The 20562-nt window shown below is 58.1% G+C and carries 19 protein-coding genes; 14 read left to right on the plus strand and 5 right to left on the minus strand.

Annotated elements, in window-relative coordinates; translation table 11 throughout:
• Positions 1–162: 162 nt before the first annotated feature.
• Positions 163–633: a bacterioferritin gene (bfr, locus tag H8F21_RS26330; RefSeq protein WP_116548853.1), complete on the plus strand. Its 471-nt coding sequence runs from the start codon at positions 163–165 to the stop codon at positions 631–633.
• Between the two features lie 66 nt (positions 634–699).
• Here bfr and grxD read toward each other — a convergent pair whose 3' ends face one another.
• Together grxD and H8F21_RS26340 are read right to left on the minus strand one after the other, a co-directional pair.
• The gene (gene grxD, locus H8F21_RS26335) at positions 700–1035 is read right to left on the minus strand and encodes a Grx4 family monothiol glutaredoxin (protein WP_203477737.1); all 336 of its coding nucleotides are present in this window, start codon (positions 1033–1035) and stop codon (positions 700–702) included.
• 91 nt (positions 1036–1126) lie between these two features.
• Positions 1127–3235, minus strand: coding sequence for a molybdopterin oxidoreductase family protein (locus H8F21_RS26340; RefSeq protein WP_203543491.1), 2109 nt, complete (start codon positions 3233–3235; stop codon positions 1127–1129).
• A gap of 379 nt (positions 3236–3614) precedes the next feature.
• Here H8F21_RS26340 and argF point away from each other — a divergent pair, with 379 nt between their 5' ends.
• Together argF and H8F21_RS26350 are read left to right on the plus strand one after the other, a co-directional pair.
• Positions 3615–4535: an ornithine carbamoyltransferase gene (gene argF, locus H8F21_RS26345; protein WP_203585646.1), complete on the plus strand. Its 921-nt coding sequence runs from the start codon at positions 3615–3617 to the stop codon at positions 4533–4535.
• Positions 4532–5641 carry an ABC transporter ATP-binding protein gene (locus H8F21_RS26350; RefSeq protein ID WP_203543493.1) on the plus strand — a complete coding sequence of 370 codons (1110 nt, stop codon included), beginning with the start codon at positions 4532–4534 and terminating at the stop codon, positions 5639–5641. The genes argF and H8F21_RS26350 overlap by 4 nt, the downstream gene beginning before the upstream one ends.
• Before the next feature lie 35 nt (positions 5642–5676).
• Here H8F21_RS26350 and H8F21_RS26355 read toward each other — a convergent pair whose 3' ends face one another.
• Together H8F21_RS26355 and ybaK are read right to left on the minus strand one after the other, a co-directional pair.
• Complete coding sequence (locus H8F21_RS26355) at positions 5677–6456, minus strand: PhzF family phenazine biosynthesis protein (RefSeq protein ID WP_203585647.1); 780 nt, start codon at positions 6454–6456, stop codon at positions 5677–5679.
• A 92-nt stretch (positions 6457–6548) separates the two neighbouring features.
• Complete coding sequence (ybaK, locus tag H8F21_RS26360) at positions 6549–7019, minus strand: Cys-tRNA(Pro) deacylase (protein WP_203477763.1); 471 nt, start codon at positions 7017–7019, stop codon at positions 6549–6551.
• 283 nt (positions 7020–7302) lie between these two features.
• Between ybaK and H8F21_RS26365 the strand changes: the two genes are divergently transcribed.
• The 11 genes from H8F21_RS26365 to H8F21_RS26415 all read left to right on the plus strand — a co-directional run bounded on the left by H8F21_RS26365 (position 7303) and on the right by H8F21_RS26415 (position 19456).
• The gene (locus tag H8F21_RS26365) at positions 7303–8154 is read left to right on the plus strand and encodes an MIP/aquaporin family protein (RefSeq protein WP_203477773.1); all 852 of its coding nucleotides are present in this window, start codon (positions 7303–7305) and stop codon (positions 8152–8154) included.
• A gap of 66 nt (positions 8155–8220) precedes the next feature.
• Positions 8221–9720 carry a glycerol kinase GlpK gene (glpK, locus tag H8F21_RS26370; protein ID WP_203477788.1) on the plus strand — a complete coding sequence of 500 codons (1500 nt, stop codon included), beginning with the start codon at positions 8221–8223 and terminating at the stop codon, positions 9718–9720.
• Positions 9721–9841: 121 nt separating this feature from the next.
• A complete protein-coding gene (locus H8F21_RS26375; RefSeq protein WP_203477791.1) occupies positions 9842–10597 on the plus strand; it encodes a DeoR/GlpR family transcriptional regulator in 756 nt (251 codons plus the stop codon).
• A 178-nt stretch (positions 10598–10775) separates the two neighbouring features.
• Positions 10776–12314, plus strand: a complete 1539-nt coding sequence (gene glpD, locus H8F21_RS26380; protein ID WP_203585648.1) for a glycerol-3-phosphate dehydrogenase — start codon at positions 10776–10778, stop codon at positions 12312–12314.
• Positions 12315–12624: 310 nt separating this feature from the next.
• Positions 12625–13557: a glutamate/aspartate ABC transporter substrate-binding protein gene (locus H8F21_RS26385; protein ID WP_203477795.1), complete on the plus strand. Its 933-nt coding sequence runs from the start codon at positions 12625–12627 to the stop codon at positions 13555–13557.
• A 99-nt stretch (positions 13558–13656) separates the two neighbouring features.
• Positions 13657–14403 (plus strand): amino acid ABC transporter permease, encoded by a 747-nt coding sequence (locus H8F21_RS26390; RefSeq protein WP_203477797.1) that lies wholly within the window; start codon positions 13657–13659, stop codon positions 14401–14403.
• Positions 14400–15068, plus strand: a complete 669-nt coding sequence (locus H8F21_RS26395; RefSeq protein ID WP_203478320.1) for an amino acid ABC transporter permease — start codon at positions 14400–14402, stop codon at positions 15066–15068. Before H8F21_RS26390 ends, H8F21_RS26395 begins: the two co-directional genes overlap by 4 nt.
• Positions 15065–15799: an amino acid ABC transporter ATP-binding protein gene (locus tag H8F21_RS26400; protein WP_203477799.1), complete on the plus strand. Its 735-nt coding sequence runs from the start codon at positions 15065–15067 to the stop codon at positions 15797–15799. The genes H8F21_RS26395 and H8F21_RS26400 overlap by 4 nt, the downstream gene beginning before the upstream one ends.
• 68 nt (positions 15800–15867) lie before the next feature.
• The gene (gene aauS / locus H8F21_RS26405) at positions 15868–17775 is read left to right on the plus strand and encodes a two-component sensor histidine kinase AauS (RefSeq protein WP_203543499.1); all 1908 of its coding nucleotides are present in this window, start codon (positions 15868–15870) and stop codon (positions 17773–17775) included.
• Positions 17772–19097, plus strand: coding sequence for a two-component response regulator AauR (gene aauR / locus H8F21_RS26410; RefSeq protein WP_203477803.1), 1326 nt, complete (start codon positions 17772–17774; stop codon positions 19095–19097). Before aauS ends, aauR begins: the two co-directional genes overlap by 4 nt.
• Positions 19098–19129: 32 nt before the next feature.
• Entirely contained in the window at positions 19130–19456 is a 327-nt protein-coding gene (locus H8F21_RS26415) for a GlpM family protein (RefSeq protein WP_168198509.1), read from the plus strand.
• Positions 19457–19469: 13 nt separating this feature from the next.
• On the opposite strand, the gene H8F21_RS26420 is transcribed toward H8F21_RS26415, so the two are convergent.
• The gene (locus tag H8F21_RS26420) at positions 19470–20462 is read right to left on the minus strand and encodes an alpha/beta fold hydrolase (protein WP_203477805.1); all 993 of its coding nucleotides are present in this window, start codon (positions 20460–20462) and stop codon (positions 19470–19472) included.
• Between the last annotated feature and the right edge of the window lie 100 nt (positions 20463–20562).

Genomic DNA, 20562 nt, shown 5'->3' on the forward strand with positions numbered 1-20562 from the left:
TTTTTTATGCCTGTAATTCAACAAGTTAGGCTTAAAACGCGGAACACAAACATTCTTATTCCGATTAATTTTCATTTATTATTCAATAACTTAGGTTTGACAGTCGTAGTTGCCGGGCTCAAACTCTTGCTTATAGGCACACTTATAGGGCAGGACCCCATCATGAAAGGCGACGTTAGCGTCATCCAGCATCTCAACAAGATCCTCGGAAACGAGCTGGTCGCAATCAACCAATATTTCCTGCATGCGCGCATGTATGAAGACTGGGGTCTGGAAAAGCTCGGCAAGCACGAGTACAAGGAATCCATCGACGAAATGAAACACGCTGACAAACTGATCAAGCGTATTTTGTTTCTGGAAGGTATTCCCAACGTTCAGGACCTGGGCAAGCTGTTGATCGGCGAGCACACCAAGGAAATGCTTGAGTGCGATCTGAAGATCGAGCAAAAAGGCCTGATCGACCTCAAGGCGGCTATCGCTCATTGCGAAACGGTCGGCGACTTCGGTAGCCGTGAGATGCTCGAAGACATCCTGGAATCCGAAGAAGAACACATCGACTGGCTGGAAACTCAGTTGAGTCTGATCGACAAGGTCGGCCTGGAAAACTACCTGCAGTCGCAGATGGGCGAATAACCTCGTTTTCTCAGATCCAACAAAAAGCCCCGCATTGCGGGGCTTTTTGTTGGGCAAAGACCCGATTCAGGCCTTGGCAGCCTCAGCCTTGGCTGCAGCTTCCTTCACCAGGGTCTGCAGTTCGCCGTTGGCAAACATTTCAGCCATGATATCGGAGCCGCCAACCAGCTCACCACCAACCCACAATTGTGGGAAGGTCGGCCAGTTGGCGTATTTTGGCAAGTTGGCGCGAATTTCCGGATTCTGCAGGATATCCACGTAAGCGAACTTCTCACCGCAACCCATTACGGCCTGCGCGGCCTTGGCCGAAAAGCCGCACTGCGGGGCATTCGGCGAGCCTTTCATGTAAAGCAGGATGGTGTTGTTAGCAATCTGCTCTTTGATTGTTTCAATGATATCCATGAAGCACCTCGCGGCTGAACTTTCCGACCTGGTTGTCGGCACGGTGTCGCATTGTATCGGAAAGCCGAGCGCGACGCTCGGCTCACCGACATCAGGCGGCAACCACCTGCACAGGCACACCATTAAGCGCCGCATTGCCCGACACCGCATCACATTGACGCTCATCAGTCAGGTCGTTGGCACTGGCGCCAGGCTGGCCCCGGGCAATTTCCATATGCACCCCCGCACGGGCATGACCAAAGCCATGAGGCAGGCTGACCACTCCCGGCATCATGTCACTGCTAGCTTGCACCTCGACTTCAACTTCCCCGACCCGTGAGCTGATCCGCACTCGCTGACCATCCTGTAACTGCCGGCTGGCGAGATCATCCGGGTGCATCAGTAACTGATGGCGCGACTTGCCTTTTACCAACCGATGGAAGTTGTGCATCCAGGAGTTGTTACTGCGAACATGGCGACGACCAATCAACAGCAGTTGACCTGGAGCCAACGGCTGTTGCCGGGCTAAGCGCTGCAAATCCTGCAGAATTACCTCAGGTGCCGCCTGCAGCCGTTGATTGGCAGTCTTCAAGCGCAAGCCAAGGTTGGGTTGCAACGGCCCCAGGTCGACTCCGTGCGGATGCTGCTCCAGGCCCTGCAGCGACAACTTGAACGCGGATGCATCGCCATAGCGACCCTGGCGCAAACCAATATCGATCATTTGCGCCGGAGACACGGTCGGCTTCAGCGGCTTATCACTGATAGCAGAGAAGGCCTTGGCCAAGCCGACGAAGATCTCCCAGTCATGTAAGGCGCCCTCAGGTTTAGGCAGAACGGCCCGATTGAAGCGACTGACGTTGCGAACCGCCAGCAAATTGAAAGTGGCATCGTAATGATCGTTCTCCAACGCTGAAGTAGAGGGCAGGATCAAATCGGCGTATCGAGTGGTCTCGTTGATGTACAGGTCAATACTGAGCATGAATTCCAGGCCATCCAATGCGCGCTCCAACTGTCGGCCATTGGGTGTAGACAGCACCGGATTGCCAGCCACAGTCACCAGCGCCCTGACCTGCCCTTCGCCTTCGACCAGCATCTCTTCAGCCAACGCCGCCACCGGCAGCTCTCCAGCGTACTCGGGCAACCCCGATACGCGGCTTTGCCAGAGATCGAAATGGCCACCCGAAGTAGTCGCTACAAGATCCACCGCCGGTTCGGTACACAGGGCACCACCGACCCGGTCAAGATTGCCGCTGACCAGGTTGATCAATTGCACCAGCCAATGGCACAAGGTTGCGAAGGACTGGGTGGAAACCCCCATGCGCCCATAGCAAACCGCTTTGTCCGCGGCAGCAAAGTCGCGCGCCAACTGACGAATCACATGTGCATCGACGCCGCACAAAGGGCTCATGGCCTCGGCAGTGAATGGCGCCAACGCAGCCTTTACCTCTTCAAGGCCATCCACTGGCAATGCCGAGACGCGGGTCAGGCCTTCGGCAAACAGGGTGTTGAGCAGACCGCTGAGCAACGCTGCATCACCCCCCGGACGAATGAACAGATGCTGATCGGCGATGGCTGCCGTTTCGCTGCGCCGCGGATCGACTACCACCAGCTTGCCGCCACGAGCCTGGACAGCCTTGAGGCGCTTTTCGACGTCCGGCACGGTCATGATGCTGCCATTGGATGCCAGCGGGTTGCCACCCAGGATCAGCATGAATTCGGTGTTGTCGATGTCAGGGATGGGCAACAACAAGCCATGGCCATACATCAGATAGCTGGTGAGGTGCTGGGGCAACTGGTCCACTGAAGTGGCAGAAAAGCGATTGCGGGTCTTGAGCAGGCCGAGGAAGTAATTGCTGTGGGTCATCAAGCCGTAGTTGTGCACGCTCGGGTTGCCTTGATAGACCGCCACCGCATTCTGGCCATGCGCCTGCTGGATAGCCCAGAGCTTGCTTGCGGCCAGCTCGAAGGCTTCTTCCCAACTGATTGCCTGCCAACTGTCTCCCACTCGCTTATGGGGTGTACGCAGCCGGTCCGGATCGTTCTGGATATCCTGCAAGGCTACTGCCTTGGGACAGATGTGGCCGCGGCTGAAGCTGTCGTGATGATCGCCCTTTATCGAGGTGATGCGTGGGGCGGCATCAGGATCGTGGGTGATTTCCAGGGTCAAGCCGCAAATGGCTTCACACAGATGACAGGCACGGTGATGCAAGGTCTTGTTCATGGCCACCTCTTACTCGGGGGTCTGGGATGAAGATGACTATGAGCCTGACTTCGCTTGCGCACCAGCGAGGTTTGTCGCGTGAATCTTCGCCCATCAGGCGCGGCGATTCGGCCCGCATCCGGCAAGCGGGTTTGCCAAGGCGCTGGCAGGCAGTGTAAAACCTCTGTGTAACGTATAAAAAAAGCTTCTATCCAATGGGTTACGACACTACCTGATACATCGGTGACGAAACCCCCTCTTGGTATGGCGCGACATTTAATTATAGTATTGCGTCTTCCCCTAATTCGTCGCCCCGTGCGGCTTTCGCCGCAGGTCACTTCCGTTGTTTCAAAAAACCGGTATGACTGATCTGCGGTCTGTTGCAAAAAGGTAGTCAAAAATGAGCGCTAGGCACTTTCTCTCCCTGATGGATTTCACACCCGAAGAACTGCTCAGTGTGATCCGTCGAGGTATCGAGCTGAAGGACCTGCGTAACCGCGGCGTACTGTTCGAACCGTTGAAAAACCGCGTGCTGGGGATGATCTTCGAAAAATCCTCGACTCGTACGCGCCTGTCGTTCGAAGCCGGCATGATCCAGCTCGGCGGCCAGGCCATCTTCCTGTCGCCACGGGACACCCAACTGGGCCGAGGCGAACCGATCGGCGACTGCGCCATTGTCATGTCGCGCATGCTGGATGCGGTGATGATCCGCACCTTCGCCCACAGCACCTTGACCGAATTTGCGGCCAATTCCCGCGTACCGGTCATCAACGGCCTGTCCGACGACTTGCACCCGTGCCAGTTGCTGGCCGACATGCAAACCTTCCTCGAACACCGTGGCTCGATCCAGGGCAAAACAGTGGCCTGGATCGGCGATGGCAACAACATGTGCAACAGCTATATAGAAGCGGCCATCCAGTTCGACTTCCAGCTGCGTATCGCCTGCCCGGCCGAATTCGAACCCAACCCACAGTTCCTGGCCCAGGCCGGTGACCGCGTACAGATCTTCCGCGAACCCAAGGACGCGGTACTGGGCGCACATCTGGTGAGCACCGATGTCTGGACTTCCATGGGTCAGGAGGAGGAAACTGCACGTCGTCTGGCCTTGTTCGCGCCTTACCAGGTAACGCGCGAACTGCTCGACCTGGCAGCACCCGATGCCCTGTTCATGCATTGCCTGCCCGCCCACCGTGGCGAGGAAATCAGTATGGACCTGCTCGACGACCCCCGTTCGGTCGCCTGGGACCAGGCTGAAAACCGCTTGCATGCACAGAAGGCGCTTCTCGAATTTCTTGTTGAACCGGCCTATCACCACGCATGAGTCAACCTTTACTGCTTAACCTGCGCGAGCTCGCCTGTGGCTATGGCGAGCAGCGCATCGTCCAGAACCTAAACCTGCACCTGAATGCCGGCGACATTGGTTGCCTGCTGGGCTCCTCGGGCTGCGGCAAGACCACTACCCTGCGCGCCATCGCCGGTTTCGAACCGGTACACGAAGGTGAAATACAGTTGGGCGGCGAGGTTATCTCCAAAGCCGGTTTTACCCTGGCACCGGAGAAACGCCGAATAGGTATGGTGTTTCAGGACTACGCGCTGTTCCCACACCTGACCGTCGCCGAGAACATCGCCTTCGGTATTGCCAAGCATCCGCAACAGCACCAGGTGATTGAAGAAATGCTCGAGCTGGTCAAGCTCGGCGGCCTTGGCAAACGCTATCCTCACGAGCTTTCCGGGGGCCAGCAGCAACGAGTTGCCCTTGCCCGTGCGCTGGCACCCGAGCCACAACTGCTGCTGCTCGACGAGCCATTCTCCAACCTCGATGTGGAGCTGCGCCGCCGTCTCAGCCATGAAGTACGCGATATTCTTAAAAGCCGTGGTACCAGCGCAATTCTGGTAACTCACGACCAGGAAGAAGCGTTCGCCGTAAGCGATCATGTCGGCGTCTTCAAGGAAGGTCGCCTGGAGCAGTGGGACACGCCGTATAACCTCTACCACGAACCATTGACCCCATTCGTAGCCAGCTTCATTGGCCAGGGCTATTTCATTCGTGGCCAGTTGACCAGTCCGGAATCGGTGCGTACCGAGCTCGGCGAACTGCATGGCAACCGCGCCTACAGCATGACACCTGGCAGCGCCGTGGATGTGCTACTGCGACCCGACGACATCATTCACGCACCGCATAGCGAGCTGAAGGCGCTGATCGTTGGCAAAAGCTTCCTCGGCGCATCCACCCTGTATCGACTGCAACTGCCCACCGGCAGCCAACTCGAGGCAATCTTCCCGAGCCACAACGATCATCAGGTGGGTAGCGATGTGGGGATTGAAGTGGCGGCGGATCACCTGGTGGTATTTGCCGTGCCGGGCAGTGTCGCAGCGCAACTGCCGGCACCTGAGAACGGTGTTCGCCGCTATAGCTCGGCGGTCTGATCCAGACCCATCGCGGGGCAAACCCCGCGATGTTGCTAGAGCATCAAGGTTCCACTGGCCACACGCCTTGCGTATCCGCCAATCTTTACTCGATCCCCTTCCAGTCTGCAAAACAACGCCCCGCCTCGACTTGAACACTGAAACGCTCGCAGCTCTGCCTTGCCCAATCGATTCGCCCAGTACGGCGTCAGACTACAGTGAGTCGAGCCCGTAACCGGGTCCTCGGGGATGCCTATTCCCGGGGCAAAGTAGCGCGAGACAAAATCGTGGTCGATGCCCGGCGCCGTGACAATCACCCCGAGCCCCGGTAGTTGTGCCAAAGCGGCCATGTCCGGGGTACAGGCCCGCAACACTTGCTCGGACTCGACCACAACCAGCAACTCCGCAGTTTTCCATACTTCCAGCACTGGGCACCCCAGCGCCTCGGCCACCGGCACATTCTCGACCAATGGCTGCGGATCGCTACGTGGGAAATCCAACAGCAAGCGCTCGCCCTCACGGGTGACACCCAGGGGGCCGGATCGGCTTTGAAACTGCAGCCGCTCACTGGGCTCTTTATAAACGTCGAACAACACGTGGGCACTGGCCAAGGTTGCATGACCGCACAACGGCACTTCAGTGGTCGGGGTAAACCAGCGAATCTGCCAGCCTTCGGCGTGGGGAACCACGAACGCAGTCTCGGCCAGATTATGTTCAGCGGCAATCTGTTGCATCAGCTCATCGGCGAGCCAGCTATCAAGGCGATAGACTATGGCCGGGTTACCGGCAAAGGGGCGGTCGCTGAAAGCATCGACCTGATGGAATTCAAGCTGCATGGGACGACTCTCTGTATGGCGGGCCGCAGAGCATGCCCTGTCAGCACTGGCGGTCACCAGAGACAGAATCGCCCGATTTCGAGCATACAGATTCAGCCGCGGGCAATGGCCGCGAATTTCGCCTGCGTATGTTCGGCAAGCACGGCAGCAGACAACTCCACCTCCAGGCCTCGGCGCCCGGCACTGACGAAAATTGTTTCAAAGGATTGAGCCGATTGGTCAATGAACGTGCGCAAACGCTTTTTTTGTCCCAGCGGGCTGATACCACCCAGCAGGTAGCCGGTGGAGCGTTGGGCGGCCGCTGGATCAGACATTTCGCACTTCTTGACGCCCGCCGCATGCGCCAGGCCCTTCAGATCCAGACTACCGCCGACGGGGACAACAGCCACTAACAACTCCCCCTTTTCACTGCTAGCCAACAAGGTCTTGAACACCCGCACCGGCTCAAGATTGAGCTTCTCGGCTGCTTCCAGTCCGTAGGACGCTGCTTTGGGATCGTGTTCATAGCTGTGAATTTTGTGTTCGGCGCGAACTTTTTTCAGCAGATCCAGGGCGGGGGTCATGCGCGACTCCAAACAGATAGTTGAATACTTTTTCGCCGGCTACTTTAGGTCAAAACCCGCGCATCAACCAATGCCCCTTAACGCCACCAATAGTCAGATTGTGAACGACGGTTCACTTTCGACCTTTGACATAAGCGTTTCTTGTCTATATTTTTTCGATTCTGAATATAGCTATGCCCCGATAAGGTGCATTTCCTGCCGCTGCCTGACTGAAATGGGGATTTCTGTCGGGTTTTTGTCGAGCGCTCACTGCGCCTCACAACAACAAGAACCGAGGTAACGAATGACGACTGCTCAGCGACAACCAACACTTCCAAGTCAGTGCATGGCCGAATTCCTCGGCACCGCCCTGCTGATCTTCTTCGGCACCGGCTGCGTAGCCGCGCTCAAGGTCGCAGGCGCCAGTTTCGGCTTGTGGGAAATAAGCATCATCTGGGGCGTCGGCGTAAGCTTGGCGATTTACCTGACAGCCGGGGTTTCCGGCGCTCACCTGAACCCTGCGGTGAGTATCGCCCTGTGGTTGTTCGCAGGCTTTGAAAGGCACAAAGTACCCTTCTACATCATTGCCCAGATCGCCGGCGCCTTTTGTGGCGCAGCGTTGGTTTACACGCTCTACAGCAATCTTTTCTTCGATTTCGAACAAACTCATCAAATGATCCGCGGCAGCCAAGCCAGCCTGGAACTTGCCTCGGTATTCTCGACGTACCCACACCCGGCGCTGTCCACTGCTCAGGCCTTTCTGGTCGAAATGATCATCACTGCGGTGCTGATGGCAGTGATCATGGCCCTGACCGACGACAACAACGGCCTGCCGCGAGGCGCCATGGCGCCCTTGTTGATCGGACTGCTGATTGCCGTGATTGGCAGCGCAATGGGCCCGCTGACTGGCTTTGCCATGAACCCTGCCCGTGACCTGGGACCCAAACTGATGACATTCCTCGCTGGATGGGGCGAAATCACCTTTACTGGCGGACGTGACATTCCCTATTTCCTGATTCCAATTTTTGCGCCGATCATAGGGGCGATCCTTGGGGCCGCCCTTTATCGCGGCGTCATCGCCCGCAACTTGCCGGTTGCCGAGAGCGACAACGCCCAGACCGACGCCATCCCTCAGGGCAAGACCCAGGCATCCTGATGCCGGATCGGCGAGCCAGGCTCGCGCTGCTCTGATAACCACCCTATTTAGTGCAAGGCCACCGACATGACAGACACCCACGACAAGAACTACATCATTGCCCTGGACCAGGGCACGACGAGTTCACGGGCCATCATTTTCGACCGCGACGCCAACGTGGTAGGCACCTCGCAGCGCGAGTTCGCACAGCATTACCCGCAAGCTGGCTGGGTCGAGCACGACCCCATGGAAATTTTCGCCACTCAGAGCGCGACCATGGTCGAAGCGCTGGCCCAGGCTGGCCTGAGTCATGACCAGGTAGCCGCCATCGGCATTACCAACCAGCGTGAAACCACCGTGGTGTGGGACAAGGAGACCGGCCGGCCGGTGTACAACGCCATTGTCTGGCAATGCCGCCGCAGTACGGAGATCTGTGAACAGCTCAAGCGTGACGGGCTGCAGGAATATATCCGTGAAACTACCGGCCTGGTCACCGACCCTTACTTCTCCGGCACCAAGCTCAAGTGGATACTCGATAACGTCGAAGGCGCCCGCGAGCGCGCCGAGCGTGGCGAGCTGCTATTCGGCACGGTCGACAGCTGGCTGATCTGGAAATTCTCCGGCGGCAAAGTGCATGTCACTGACTATACCAATGCCTCGCGCACCATGCTCTTCAACATCCATACCCTGCAGTGGGATGAGAAGATGCTTGAGGTGCTGGACATCCCTCGGCAGATGCTTCCGCAAGTTCGCGGCTCGTCGCAAGTCTACGGGCACACCAAGAGCGGCATTGCGATTGCCGGTATTGCTGGCGATCAGCAAGCGGCGCTGTTTGGACAGATGTGCGTGGAACCCGGCCAAGCCAAGAATACCTATGGCACAGGCTGTTTCCTGCTGATGAACACGGGCGACAAGGCGGTAAAGTCCTCCCACGGCCTACTGACTACCATCGCTTGCGGCCCACGTGGCGAAGTGGCCTATGCATTGGAAGGCGCAGTCTTCAACGGCGGCTCCACTGTGCAGTGGCTGCGTGACGAACTGAAGATCGTCAATGACGCCCATGACACCGAATACTTTGCCAGCAAGGTCAAAGACAGCAACGGCGTCTATCTGGTACCCGCCTTCACTGGCCTGGGCGCGCCCTACTGGGACCCTTACGCCCGTGGCGCATTGTTCGGACTGACCCGTGGCGTGAAAGTCGATCACATCATCCGTGCCGCGCTGGAATCGATCGCCTACCAGACCCGCGACGTTCTCGATGCCATGCAGCAAGACTGCGGCGAGCGCTTGAGCGAACTGCGTGTGGACGGCGGTGCAGTGGCCAACAACTTCCTCATGCAATTCCAGGCCGACATTCTCGGTACCTGTGTCGAACGCCCACAAATGCGCGAAACCACCGCCCTGGGCGCTGCTTACCTGGCGGGTCTGGCCTGCGGTTTCTGGAGCAGCCTGGATGAGTTACGCGGCAAAGCAATCATCGAGCGCGAGTTCAGCCCACAGCTCGATGAAGCGCAGAAAGAGAAACTGTATGCCGGCTGGCTGAAAGCGGTGGATCGTACCCGTGACTGGGAACCGCACGAGGAATAGGCACTAACTGCAAGTTGGGCGCTACAAGCTGCAAGGGCAAGCCGATCATCTTGTAGCTTGCAGCTTGTAGCTTGAGCTGCTTTCATGGCGCAATTTGCCCGGCAGCCCCAAAGGACCGCCCATGAACCTCCCACCACGCCAACAACAAATTCTCGAACTGGTCCGCGAGCGCGGCTATGTCAGTATCGAGGAAATGGCGCAGTTATTTGTCGTTACCCCGCAAACCATCCGCCGTGATATCAACCAGCTTGCCGAGGTAAATCTGCTGCGCCGTTATCACGGCGGCGCCGCTTACGACTCAAGCATCGAGAACACCGCCTACGCCATGCGCGCAGACCAGATGCGCGACGAAAAGCAGCGTATTGCCGAAGCTATCGCGGCGCAGATTCCCGATCACGCCTCACTGTTCATCAACATCGGTACCACGACCGAGTCGATCGCCCGTGCCCTGCTCAATCACAACCACCTGAAAATCATCACCAACAACCTGCACGTAGCCTCCATCCTCAGTGCCAAGGATGACTTCGAGGTGCTTCTGGCCGGTGGCAATGTCCGCCGTGACGGCGGCGTGGTTGGCCAGGCCAGTGTCGACTTCATCAATCAATTCAAGGTCGACTTCGCCCTGGTAGGTATCAGTGGTATCGACGAGGACGGCAGCCTACTGGATTTCGATTATCAGGAAGTACGGGTATCCCAAGCGATCATTGCCAACGCCCGCCAGGTCATCCTTGCGGCCGACTCGAGCAAGTTCGGCCGCAACGCCATGGTGCGCCTCGGCTCGATCAGCCTGATCGATTGCCTGGTCACCGATCATTCTCCTGTTCCAGCCCTCACTCATCTGCTCAACCAGCACAAAATCCGCCTGGAAGTGGTTTGACAGCCCAGCTGCCACCGCACGGGTGGCAGCGCCAATGTTCGTAAATTTTCATTTCCCTGTCATCTGATCAGTATTTTCTATTGAAAGCGACTGGCAGCCTGCATTCTGTTGCGCTACTATTTTCGCAAATGAACATTGATGTTCAAAATCGATACTAGAGTTCTTGAGGACGCCGCCCGTGCCGCAATCCAGCTTGTCATCGCCTCCCCTTGCCGACATCTATGACCTCGCCGTAATTGGCGGCGGTATCAACGGCGTCGGCATTGCCGCCGACGCGGCCGGGCGCGGCCTCTCGGTTTTTCTCTGCGAGAAGGACGACCTGGCAAGCCACACCTCGTCGGCCAGCAGCAAGCTGATTCACGGCGGCCTGCGATATCTGGAACACTACGAATTTCGCTTGGTGCGTGAAGCGCTGGCTGAGCGTGAGGTCTTGCTGGCCAAAGCCCCGCATATCGTCAAGCCGATGCGCTTTGTGCTACCACACCGCCCGCACTTGCGCCCCGCGTGGATGATTCGCGCCGGCCTGTTTCTTTACGACAACCTGGGTAAACGCAAACAGTTGGGTGCTTCACGCAGCCTGCGCTTTGGCCCAGGCAACCCGCTCAAGCCGGCAATAACCCGCGGCTTCGAGTACGCCGACTGCGCGGTCGATGACGCGCGCCTGGTCGTGCTCAACGCCATGGCGGCCCGTGAAAACGGGGCTGATATCCGTACGCGTACCCGCTGCATCAGCGCTCAACGCGTTGATGGTGTGTGGAACGTAGTGCTGGAACACGCCGATGGCAGCCAAAAATCGATTCGCGCCCGTGCGCTGGTCAATGCCGCCGGCCCATGGGTTGCAAAGTTCATTCAGGACGACCTCAAGCTCGACGCGCCTTATGGCATCCGCCTGATTCAAGGCAGCCACCTGATCGTGCCGAGACTGTACGAAGGTGAGCACGCCTACATTCTGCAGAACGAAGACCAGCGCATCGTGTTCGCCATCCCGTATCTGGAGCGCTTCACCCTGATCGGCACAACCGATCGCGAATACACCGGTGATCCGGCCAAGGTGACGATTACCGAAGGCGAGACGGACTACCTGCTTAACGTAGTCAACGAGCATTTCAATCACCAACTCAGCCGTGCAGACATCCTCCACACCTACGCGGGCGTACGTCCGCTGTGCAACGACGAATCTGACAATCCATCGGCTGTGACTCGTGACTACACCTTGGCACTGTCCTCCAGTACTGGAGAAGCACCTCTGCTTTCGGTGTTTGGCGGCAAGCTGACCACCTACCGCAAACTGGCTGAATCGGCCATGGCCCAACTCGCGCCTTTCTTCACCCAGATGCGTGGAAGCTGGACCGCCAGCGCCACGTTACCGGGAGGTGAAAACATGACTACCCCGCAGGCTCTGACCGATACCATCCTGGCGCGTTGCGGCTGGCTGCCAGCGGAAATCGCCAAGCGTTGGGCGCTCACATACGGCACACGAGTTTGGCGCGTGCTCGAAGGCGTTGAAGGTCCCGAGGACCTGGGTGAAGCCATCGGCGGCGGCTTGTTCACTCGCGAAGTGGACTATCTGTGCAGTGATGAATGGGCCGTCAGCGCTGACGACATCTTGTGGCGCCGGAGCAAACTGGGCTTGTTTACCAGCACGCTTGAGCAGCAGGCACTACGCGACTACTTGCAACGCCTAGAGTTGAGCAGGGCGCGCGCTCAAGCGGCCTGAAGTCGGTAACACATCGCGGGGCAATCCCGCTCCCACTGCGCCCCGTGGGAGCGGGATTGCCCCGCGCTTCATTCGGTTTTCCGAACACTGCCGTACAATGCATTCGGCCAACCGGACAAACCAGCCTGCCCCATGCTTGTCATAAAAGATTAACCCCTCGCTTTTACAGGCCCTTGTGATCGAAATCACGGCTTGGCACGACTCATGCTCTACACTCAGTACCCGAATGCGCAACGCTTCATTGCAGTGTTCGCTGAACGAAAGAGCCCGCCAACGGCTCCATAAAAAAAACAACGTCGAGGAAATTTTGATGCGTATCGTTCCCCACCTGTTGGGCGCAGCTATCACAGCTGCTTTGATCAGCACGCCAGCTGCAGCCGCTGAGCTGACCGGCACCCTGAAAAAAATCAACGACTCGGGCACCATTACTCTGGGGCACCGCGACGCTTCTATCCCGTTCTCTTACATCGCCGACGCTTCGGGTAAACCCGTCGGTTACTCCCATGACATTCAATTGGCAATCGTTGAGGCTCTGAAAAAGGACCTGAACAAGCCGGACTTGAAGGTCAAATACAACCTCGTCACCTCCCAAACCCGTATTCCGCTGGTTCAGAATGGTACCGTTGACGTCGAGTGTGGTTCGACCACCAACAACGTCGAGCGCCAGCAGCAAGTGGCGTTCTCGGTCGGTATCTTCGAAGTGGGTACTCGCCTACTGACCAAGGCCGAAGACGGTAAGCCGGAAAACGCCAAGTACAAGGACTTCCCTGACCTGGCCGGCAAAAACGTGGTAACGACCGCGGGCACCACTTCCGAGCGCATCCTCAAGTCGATGAACGCCGACAAGCAGATGAAAATGAACGTCATCTCGGCCAAGGACCATGGCGAGTCCTTCCAGATGCTCGAGTCCGGCCGCGCCGTAGCCTTCATGATGGATGACGCGCTGCTCGCAGGTGAAATGGCCAAGGCCAAGAATCCAAAGGGCTGGGCAATCGTAGGTACTCCACAGTCCTATGAAATCTACGGCTGCATGGTTCGCAAAGACGACGCACCGTTCAAGGAAGCCGTCGACAAGGCCATCGTGGCCCTCTACAAGTCGGGTGAGATCAACAAGATCTACGACAAATGGTTCAATCAGCCAGTCCCACCAAAGGGCCTGAACCTGCAGTTCCCGATGAGCGACGAGCTCAAGGCGCTGATCGCCAACCCTACCGACAAAGCTGCAGACGAAAAGAAGTCCTGATCCCCAGCTAGTTAGTGTCTAACCTTTCATCCGAGGGCGCCTTGCGCCCCCGGATGCTCGAAGGTGCCCGTGAAACAACCGATCTGAGGGGAGATCCCGATGAATTACAACTGGGACTGGGGCGTATTCTTCAAGTCCACTGGCGTGGGCAGCGAGACCTATCTGGACTGGTACATCACCGGTCTGGGCTGGACTATCGCCATTGCCGTTGCCGCCTGGATCATCGCGCTGTTGCTGGGCTCTGTGCTCGGTGTCATGCGTACCGTGCCGAACCGTCTGGTGTCGGGTATCGCCACCTGCTACGTGGAACTGTTTCGTAACGTACCGCTGCTGGTGCAGCTGTTCATCTGGTACTTTCTGGTGCCAGACCTGCTGCCCGAAGGACTGCAGGAATGGTTTAAACAAGACCTGAACCCGACCACTTCGGCGCTCATCAGCGTAGTGATCTGCCTGGGCCTGTTCACCGCAGCGCGTGTTTGCGAACAAGTGCGCACCGGTATCCAGGCGCTGCCACGCGGTCAGGAAGCCGCCGCCCGTGCCATGGGCTTCAGCCTGCCGCAGATCTACTGGAACGTACTGCTGCCGCAGGCCTACCGGATCATCATTCCGCCGCTCACCTCAGAATTTCTGAACGTCTTCAAGAACTCCTCGGTCGCCTCGCTGATTGGCCTGATGGAGTTGTTAGCGCAAACCAAACAGACCGCCGAGTTCTCGGCAAACCTGTTTGAAGCCTTCACCCTTGCGACACTGATCTACTTCACCCTGAACATGAGCCTGATGCTGCTGATGCGCATGATCGAGAAGAAGGTCTCGGTACCCGGCCTGATTTCCGTGGGGGGCAAATAATGGACTTCAGTGGAATCATTCCGGCCCTGCCAGGGCTGTGGAACGGCATGGTCATGACCCTGCAACTGATGGTCATGGGCGTGATCGGTGGTATCGCGCTGGGTACCGTCCTGGCATTGATGCGGCTCTCTTCGAGCAAGCTGCTGGCCAATATTGCCGGTGCCTACGTCAACTACTTCCGCTCCATCCCGTTACTGTTGGTGATCACCTGGTTCTACCTGGCGGTGCCATTTGTACTGCGCTGGATCACCGGTGAAGACACGCCAATCGGCGCATTCACCTCCTGCGTCGTGGCATTCATGATGTTCGAGGCAGCGTACTTCTGCGAAATCGTCCGGGCTGGCGTGCAATCGATCTCCAAAGGTCAGATGGGCGCTGCCCAGGCCCTGGGTATGACCTACGGCCAGACCATGCGCCTGATCATTCTGCCCCAGGCATTTCGCAAGATGACCCCGCTGCTGCTGCAGCAGAGCATCATCCTGTTCCAGGACACCTCGCTGGTCTACACCGTCGGCCTGGTCGACTTCCTCAACGCGGCACGTGCCAACGGCGACATCATCGGACGCTCCAACGAGTTCCTGGTGTTCGCGGGCGTTGTCTACTTCGTCATCAGCTTCTCCGCTTCCTTCCTGGTCAAGCGTCTGCAGAAAAGGATAACCGTATGATCTCCATCAAGAACGTCAACAAATGGTACGGCGACTTCCAGGTTCTGACCGACTGCAACACCGAGGTCAAGAAAGGCGAAGTGGTTGTAGTCTGCGGCCCTTCGGGCTCGGGTAAGTCAACCCTGATTAAATGCGTCAACGCCCTGGAACCCTTCCAGAAAGGTGACATCGTCGTCGACGGTACGTCGATTGCCGACCCCAAGACCAACCTGCCCAAGCTGCGCTCGCGGGTCGGCATGGTGTTCCAGCACTTCGAGCTGTTCCCGCACCTGACTATCACCGAGAACCTGACCATCGCCCAGCGCAAGGTACTGGGTCGCAGTGAAGCGGAAGCAACCAAGAAAGGCCTCTCCCTGCTCGACCGCGTAGGCCTGAGCGCCCACGCTAAAAAGCACCCTGGGCAACTCTCCGGTGGTCAACAGCAACGGGTAGCCATTGCCCGCGCCCTGTCGATGGACCCGATCGTCATGCTGTTCGATGAACCAACCTCGGCCCTGGACCCGGAGATGGTCAACGAAGTGCTCGACGTAATGGTCGAACTGGCTCACGAAGGCATGACCATGATGTGCGTAACCCATGAGATGGGCTTCGCCCGCAAGGTTGCCAATCGGGTGATCTTCATGGACCAGGGCAATATCATCGAGGACTGCCAGAAGGAAGCCTTCTTTGGCGACCCGACAGCGCGCCACGAGCGTACCCAGCACTTCCTCAGCAAAATCCTGCAACACTGAGGTAATGACCAGCACCCTGCGCCGACGCAAGACGGACACAGGGTGCTGGCCGTACTAAGGCCACTGTGATGAAATGCGACCCTACGCTCTTTCGCCCAGCCAAGCCTGACCTTGCCGTGAAACCCCGCCTGATCCGACAACTGCTGATTCCGCCCTTGATCATCCTGCTGATGATCGGCCTGGGCATGGCTGGCTTCCTGATCAGCGAACACAACGGCATTCGTAGCTTGAGCGAATCCGGCGAGCGCCAGCTTGAGCTGCACGCACGCGGCGTCGAAAGCGAAATCAGCAAATACACCTATCTGCCCAGCCTGCTGGAGCTTGAAAACAGCGTTTCGAGCCTGCTGACCGAACCCGATGGCGATTATCGCCAGACAGTCAACGAATACCTCGAAGGTCTCAATCGACGTAGTCGCAGTCGAGCAATCTTTGTGCTCGATACCACCGGCCGGGTCCAGGCCACCAGCAATTGGCGCGATGTCGACAGTTTCCTCGGTGAGGACCTGTCTTTCCGTGCCTATTTTCAGCAAGCCGTACGTGGCCAACCTGGACGCTTCTACGGTATTGGCAGTACTACCGGAGAACCGGGCTACTACCTCGCCCATGGGCTGGAGGAACACGGCAAGATCATTGGCGTCGCGGTGATCAAGGTGCGCCTTGAAAACATGGAAGAGCGTTGGCAACGGGCGCGCCTGGAAGCCTTTGTCAGTGACGAAAACGGCATCATTATTCTCTCCAGCGATCCGGCCCGGCGCCTCAAGTCCGTGCGCCCGCTAACCCCGGAAATCAAGGAACGCCTGGCCCGCAGCCTGCAGTATTACTGGTGGCCGCTCAATGAACTGCAGCCTCTGTCGCGCGAAACCCTGGCTGACGGTATCGAAAAACTCAGCTTTCCAGCCAACGCCGAGCTCGACGATGGGCGTCGAGAAGTAGCCTTCCTGGCCCAGACCCGTCGTTTGAACGACACGCCCTGGCATTTCACCTTGCTTACTCCGCTGCAGGACCTGCGCCGCGAGTCGATCATCCAGGGTGTACTGGTAGCGGTGGCCTTTGCCTTGTTGACCATTGTCTTGATTGCCTGGAATGAGCGCCGCAAGGTTATCGCCACCCGCCTTGCCGCGCGTGAGGCGCTTGAGGAAGCCAACAGCCAGCTGGAGCGTAAAATCACTGAACGCACTGCTGACCTGCGCGCCAGCAACGATCGTCTCAAGGGTCAGATTCGTGAGCGGCGCCAGGCCGAACAAACCCTGCGCCATGCCCAGGACGAGTTGGTCCAGGCAGGAAAACTCGCGGCCATCGGCCAGATGTCCACCAGCATTGCCCATGAGTTGAACCAACCATTGGCTGCGCTACGCACACTGTCGGGCAATACTGTGCGCTTTCTGGAGCGTGGTGCCCTGGAAACCGCCAGCACCAACCTGCTCACCATGAACGATCTGATTGACCGCATGGGGCGCATTACCGCCAGCCTGCGCTCGTTTGCCCGACGTGGCGAAGACAGCGGTCAAGCTTCGCTGGGCAAGGCAGTCGACGCCTGCCTGCAGGTACTTGGCAACCGCATTGCCGGCTGCCACTTGAAGCTGCACAGCCAGTTTGACGACCACAAGCTGGCTATCGACCAGACTCGCCTCGAGCAGATTCTGGTCAACCTGATTGGCAACGCGCTCGACGCCATGGCCGCCCAGCCCAAGCCAGAACTGTGGCTCGAAGGGGAGTTGCAGGGCGACAAGTATCGCTTGCGGGTACGTGACAACGGTCATGGCATCGACGATGAAACCCGCAAGCACCTGTTCGAACCGTTTTTCACCACCAAGCCGGGAGAGCATGGTCTGGGCCTGGGTCTGACCCTGTCCGCCAGCCTCGCCGCCGCTGCCAAAGGTAGCCTGAGTGTCGAGCACCCTGCCAATGGCGGCACGGCGTTCGTGCTTGCGCTTCCGTTGGTCAACGCCCCTACAGAATCTGTCGAGTCCCTATGAATCAAGCGCCTCTTACCGTCCTGATCGTCGAAGACGACCCGCATGTGTTGCTCGGTTGCCAGCAGGCGCTGGCGCTGGAAGATATCGCCTGTGAAGGCGTCGGCAGTGCCGAGGAAGCCTTGCAACGCATCGGTGACGATTTCGCCGGTATCGTGGTCAGCGATATCCGCCTGCCCGGTATCGATGGCCTGGAGCTGCTCAATCGCCTCAAGGCCCGCGACGCCAGCCTGCCCGTGGTACTGATCACCGGACACGGCGACATTGACATGGCTGTCGGGGCGATGCGTAACGGCGCCTACGACTTCATGGAGAAGCCCTTCGCGCCGGAGCGTTTGGTCGAAGTAGTACGCCGTGCCCTGGAACAGCGTGGGTTGTCGCGCGAAGTTTTCGCCTTGCGTCGGCAACTGGCCGAGCAAAGCACCCTGGAGGGCCGGATCATTGGCCGCTCCCCCGCCATGCAGAACTTGCGTGACTTGATCGCCAACGTCGCCGACACCTCTGCCAACGTCCTGATCGAAGGTGAGACAGGTACTGGCAAGGAGTTGGTTGCCCGCTGCCTGCACGATTTCAGCCGCCGCCAGGCTCAACCTTTCGTTGCCCTGAACTGTGGTGGTTTGCCGGAAAACCTGTTCGAAAGCGAGATATTTGGCCATGAGGCCAACGCCTTCACCGGAGCTGGCAAACGCCGTATCGGCAAAATCGAGCACGCCAATGGCGGCACACTGTTCCTCGACGAAGTCGAAAGCATGCCGATCAACTTGCAGATCAAACTGCTGCGGGTATTGCAGGAACGAACCTTGGAGCGCCTGGGATCGAACCAGAGCATTCCTGTCGATTGCCGGGTCATCGCAGCAACCAAATCCGATCTCGACGCCTTGGGTCAAAGCGGACAGTTTCGTAGCGACCTGTACTATCGCCTCAACGTTGTAACCCTGGAGTTGCCGCCGCTGCGCGAGCGTCGGGAAGATATCCTGCAATTGTTCGAACACTTCCTGCAGTTATCGTCGTTGCGCTTCGATCGAGAAATTCCGCAGCTGGACAGCCAGACCTTGTCGCGCCTGATGGCCCACGACTGGCCGGGCAACGTACGGGAACTGCGCAACGTTGCTGAACGTTACGCCCTGGGTTTGCCAGCGTTCAAAAAAGCTGGCGCCAGCAGCAACCAGGGCCTGGGGTTCGCGGAAGCTGTGGAGGCGTTTGAACGCAACCTGCTCAGTGATGCCTTGCAACGCACTGGCGGCAATCTTAGCCAGGCCAGCCAGGAACTGGGCATGGCCAAAACCACCTTGTTCGATAAAGTCAAAAAATATGGCTTGGGTTGACCGGCCCGAATACGAGATAAAACGTGGATTTGATACTCAAAGCTTGCCTGGGCGCCGCCGTGGTGGTGATTCTTGCCGCCCTGGCGAAAACCCGTAATTACTACATCGCCGGGCTGGTTCCGCTGTTCCCGACCTTTGCCCTGATCGCCCACTACATCGTCGGCAAAGGCCGTTCGCTGGAAGACCTGAAGACCACCATTCTCTTCGGCATGTGGTCGATCATTCCTTACTTCGTCTACCTCGCAGCGCTTTATGTACTGGTCGATCGCATGCGCCTGGAGCTGTCGTTGGCGCTCGCGGCAGTGGCCTGGCTTGTGGCTGCGACGGTGCTGGTCGGTGTATGGGTGAGGTTGCACTGAACCTTGCCGGTGATCAAAACACGGCCAGATGCGCATCCATTAGCCGCTGCGTTTTCAGGTAGGGCAATATCGCTGCCAACAACGGCGCTTTGAACTGTGCCTGAAAACGATGAGCAAGCCCGGGAATCAGGCGCAATTGGCTACCGCGGATATGCGCAGCCAGATGCACCCCATGCATGACCGGCAGCAGCGGGTCTTCGGTACCGTGTACCACCAGCGTCGGCAGACGCAGATCATCCAGAAGCTCGACCCGGCTAGGCTCAGCAAGAATCGCCATGATCTGACGCTTGCCGCCTTCAGGGTTGAAGGCACGGTCATAGGATTGCGCCGCCTGTTGCAACAGCGCCTGACGATCATCCGCGACCTGTGGGCTACCCAAGGCGGCGAGCAGATCAGCTTGCTGCTCAATGGCCACCTCACGCGTGGGCGCCCCGCGCCTTGCCAACAACTGCACCAAGGCTGGGCTCGGTAAAGGCAAGCCCTTGGCACCGGAGCTGGACATGATCAAGGTAAGGCTTTCGACCCGCTGCGGTGCCAGCGCTGCCAGGTGCTGAGCGATCATCCCGCCCATGCTTACACCAATTACGTGAAAACGCTCCACATGCAGCGTGTCCATCAGGCTCAAACCATCTTCAGCCATATCGGTGAGCGAGTACGGCGCAGCAACGGAAAGCCCCAGTTTGTAACGCAGCAACTGATAGGTAAGATTGGCGCTGGACGGAGCCTGGCTCCACCGTGTGAGGCCAACATCACGGTTGTCATAGCGAATGACCCGAAAGCCCTGCTCGCACAACGCAACCACTACCTCATCGGGCCAGTGGATCAACTGGCCGCCCAGTCCCATCACCAATAGCAATGCTGGATCCGATTCCCGACCAATGCTTTGGTAGGCCAGGCTCAATGCCGGCAACTGTGCGTGTTGGGTGGCGACATCGATGTCACAACGGGACGCCGCTAACGCTGGAAAAGCGCTGATCAGCGCCAGAAAAAACAGAAATGCCCGCATGAATAAAACACCAGAATGCAAATCCCCAGTAGAACGAGAGTCTGATGACTTTCATGCGGGCGCGCTGCCACAAAACCGTGACCGTTTAATGACAGGCGCT

It is taken from the genome of Pseudomonas arcuscaelestis, assembly GCF_016881005.1.
Taxonomy (GTDB): Bacteria; Pseudomonadota; Gammaproteobacteria; order Pseudomonadales; family Pseudomonadaceae; genus Aquipseudomonas; species Aquipseudomonas arcuscaelestis.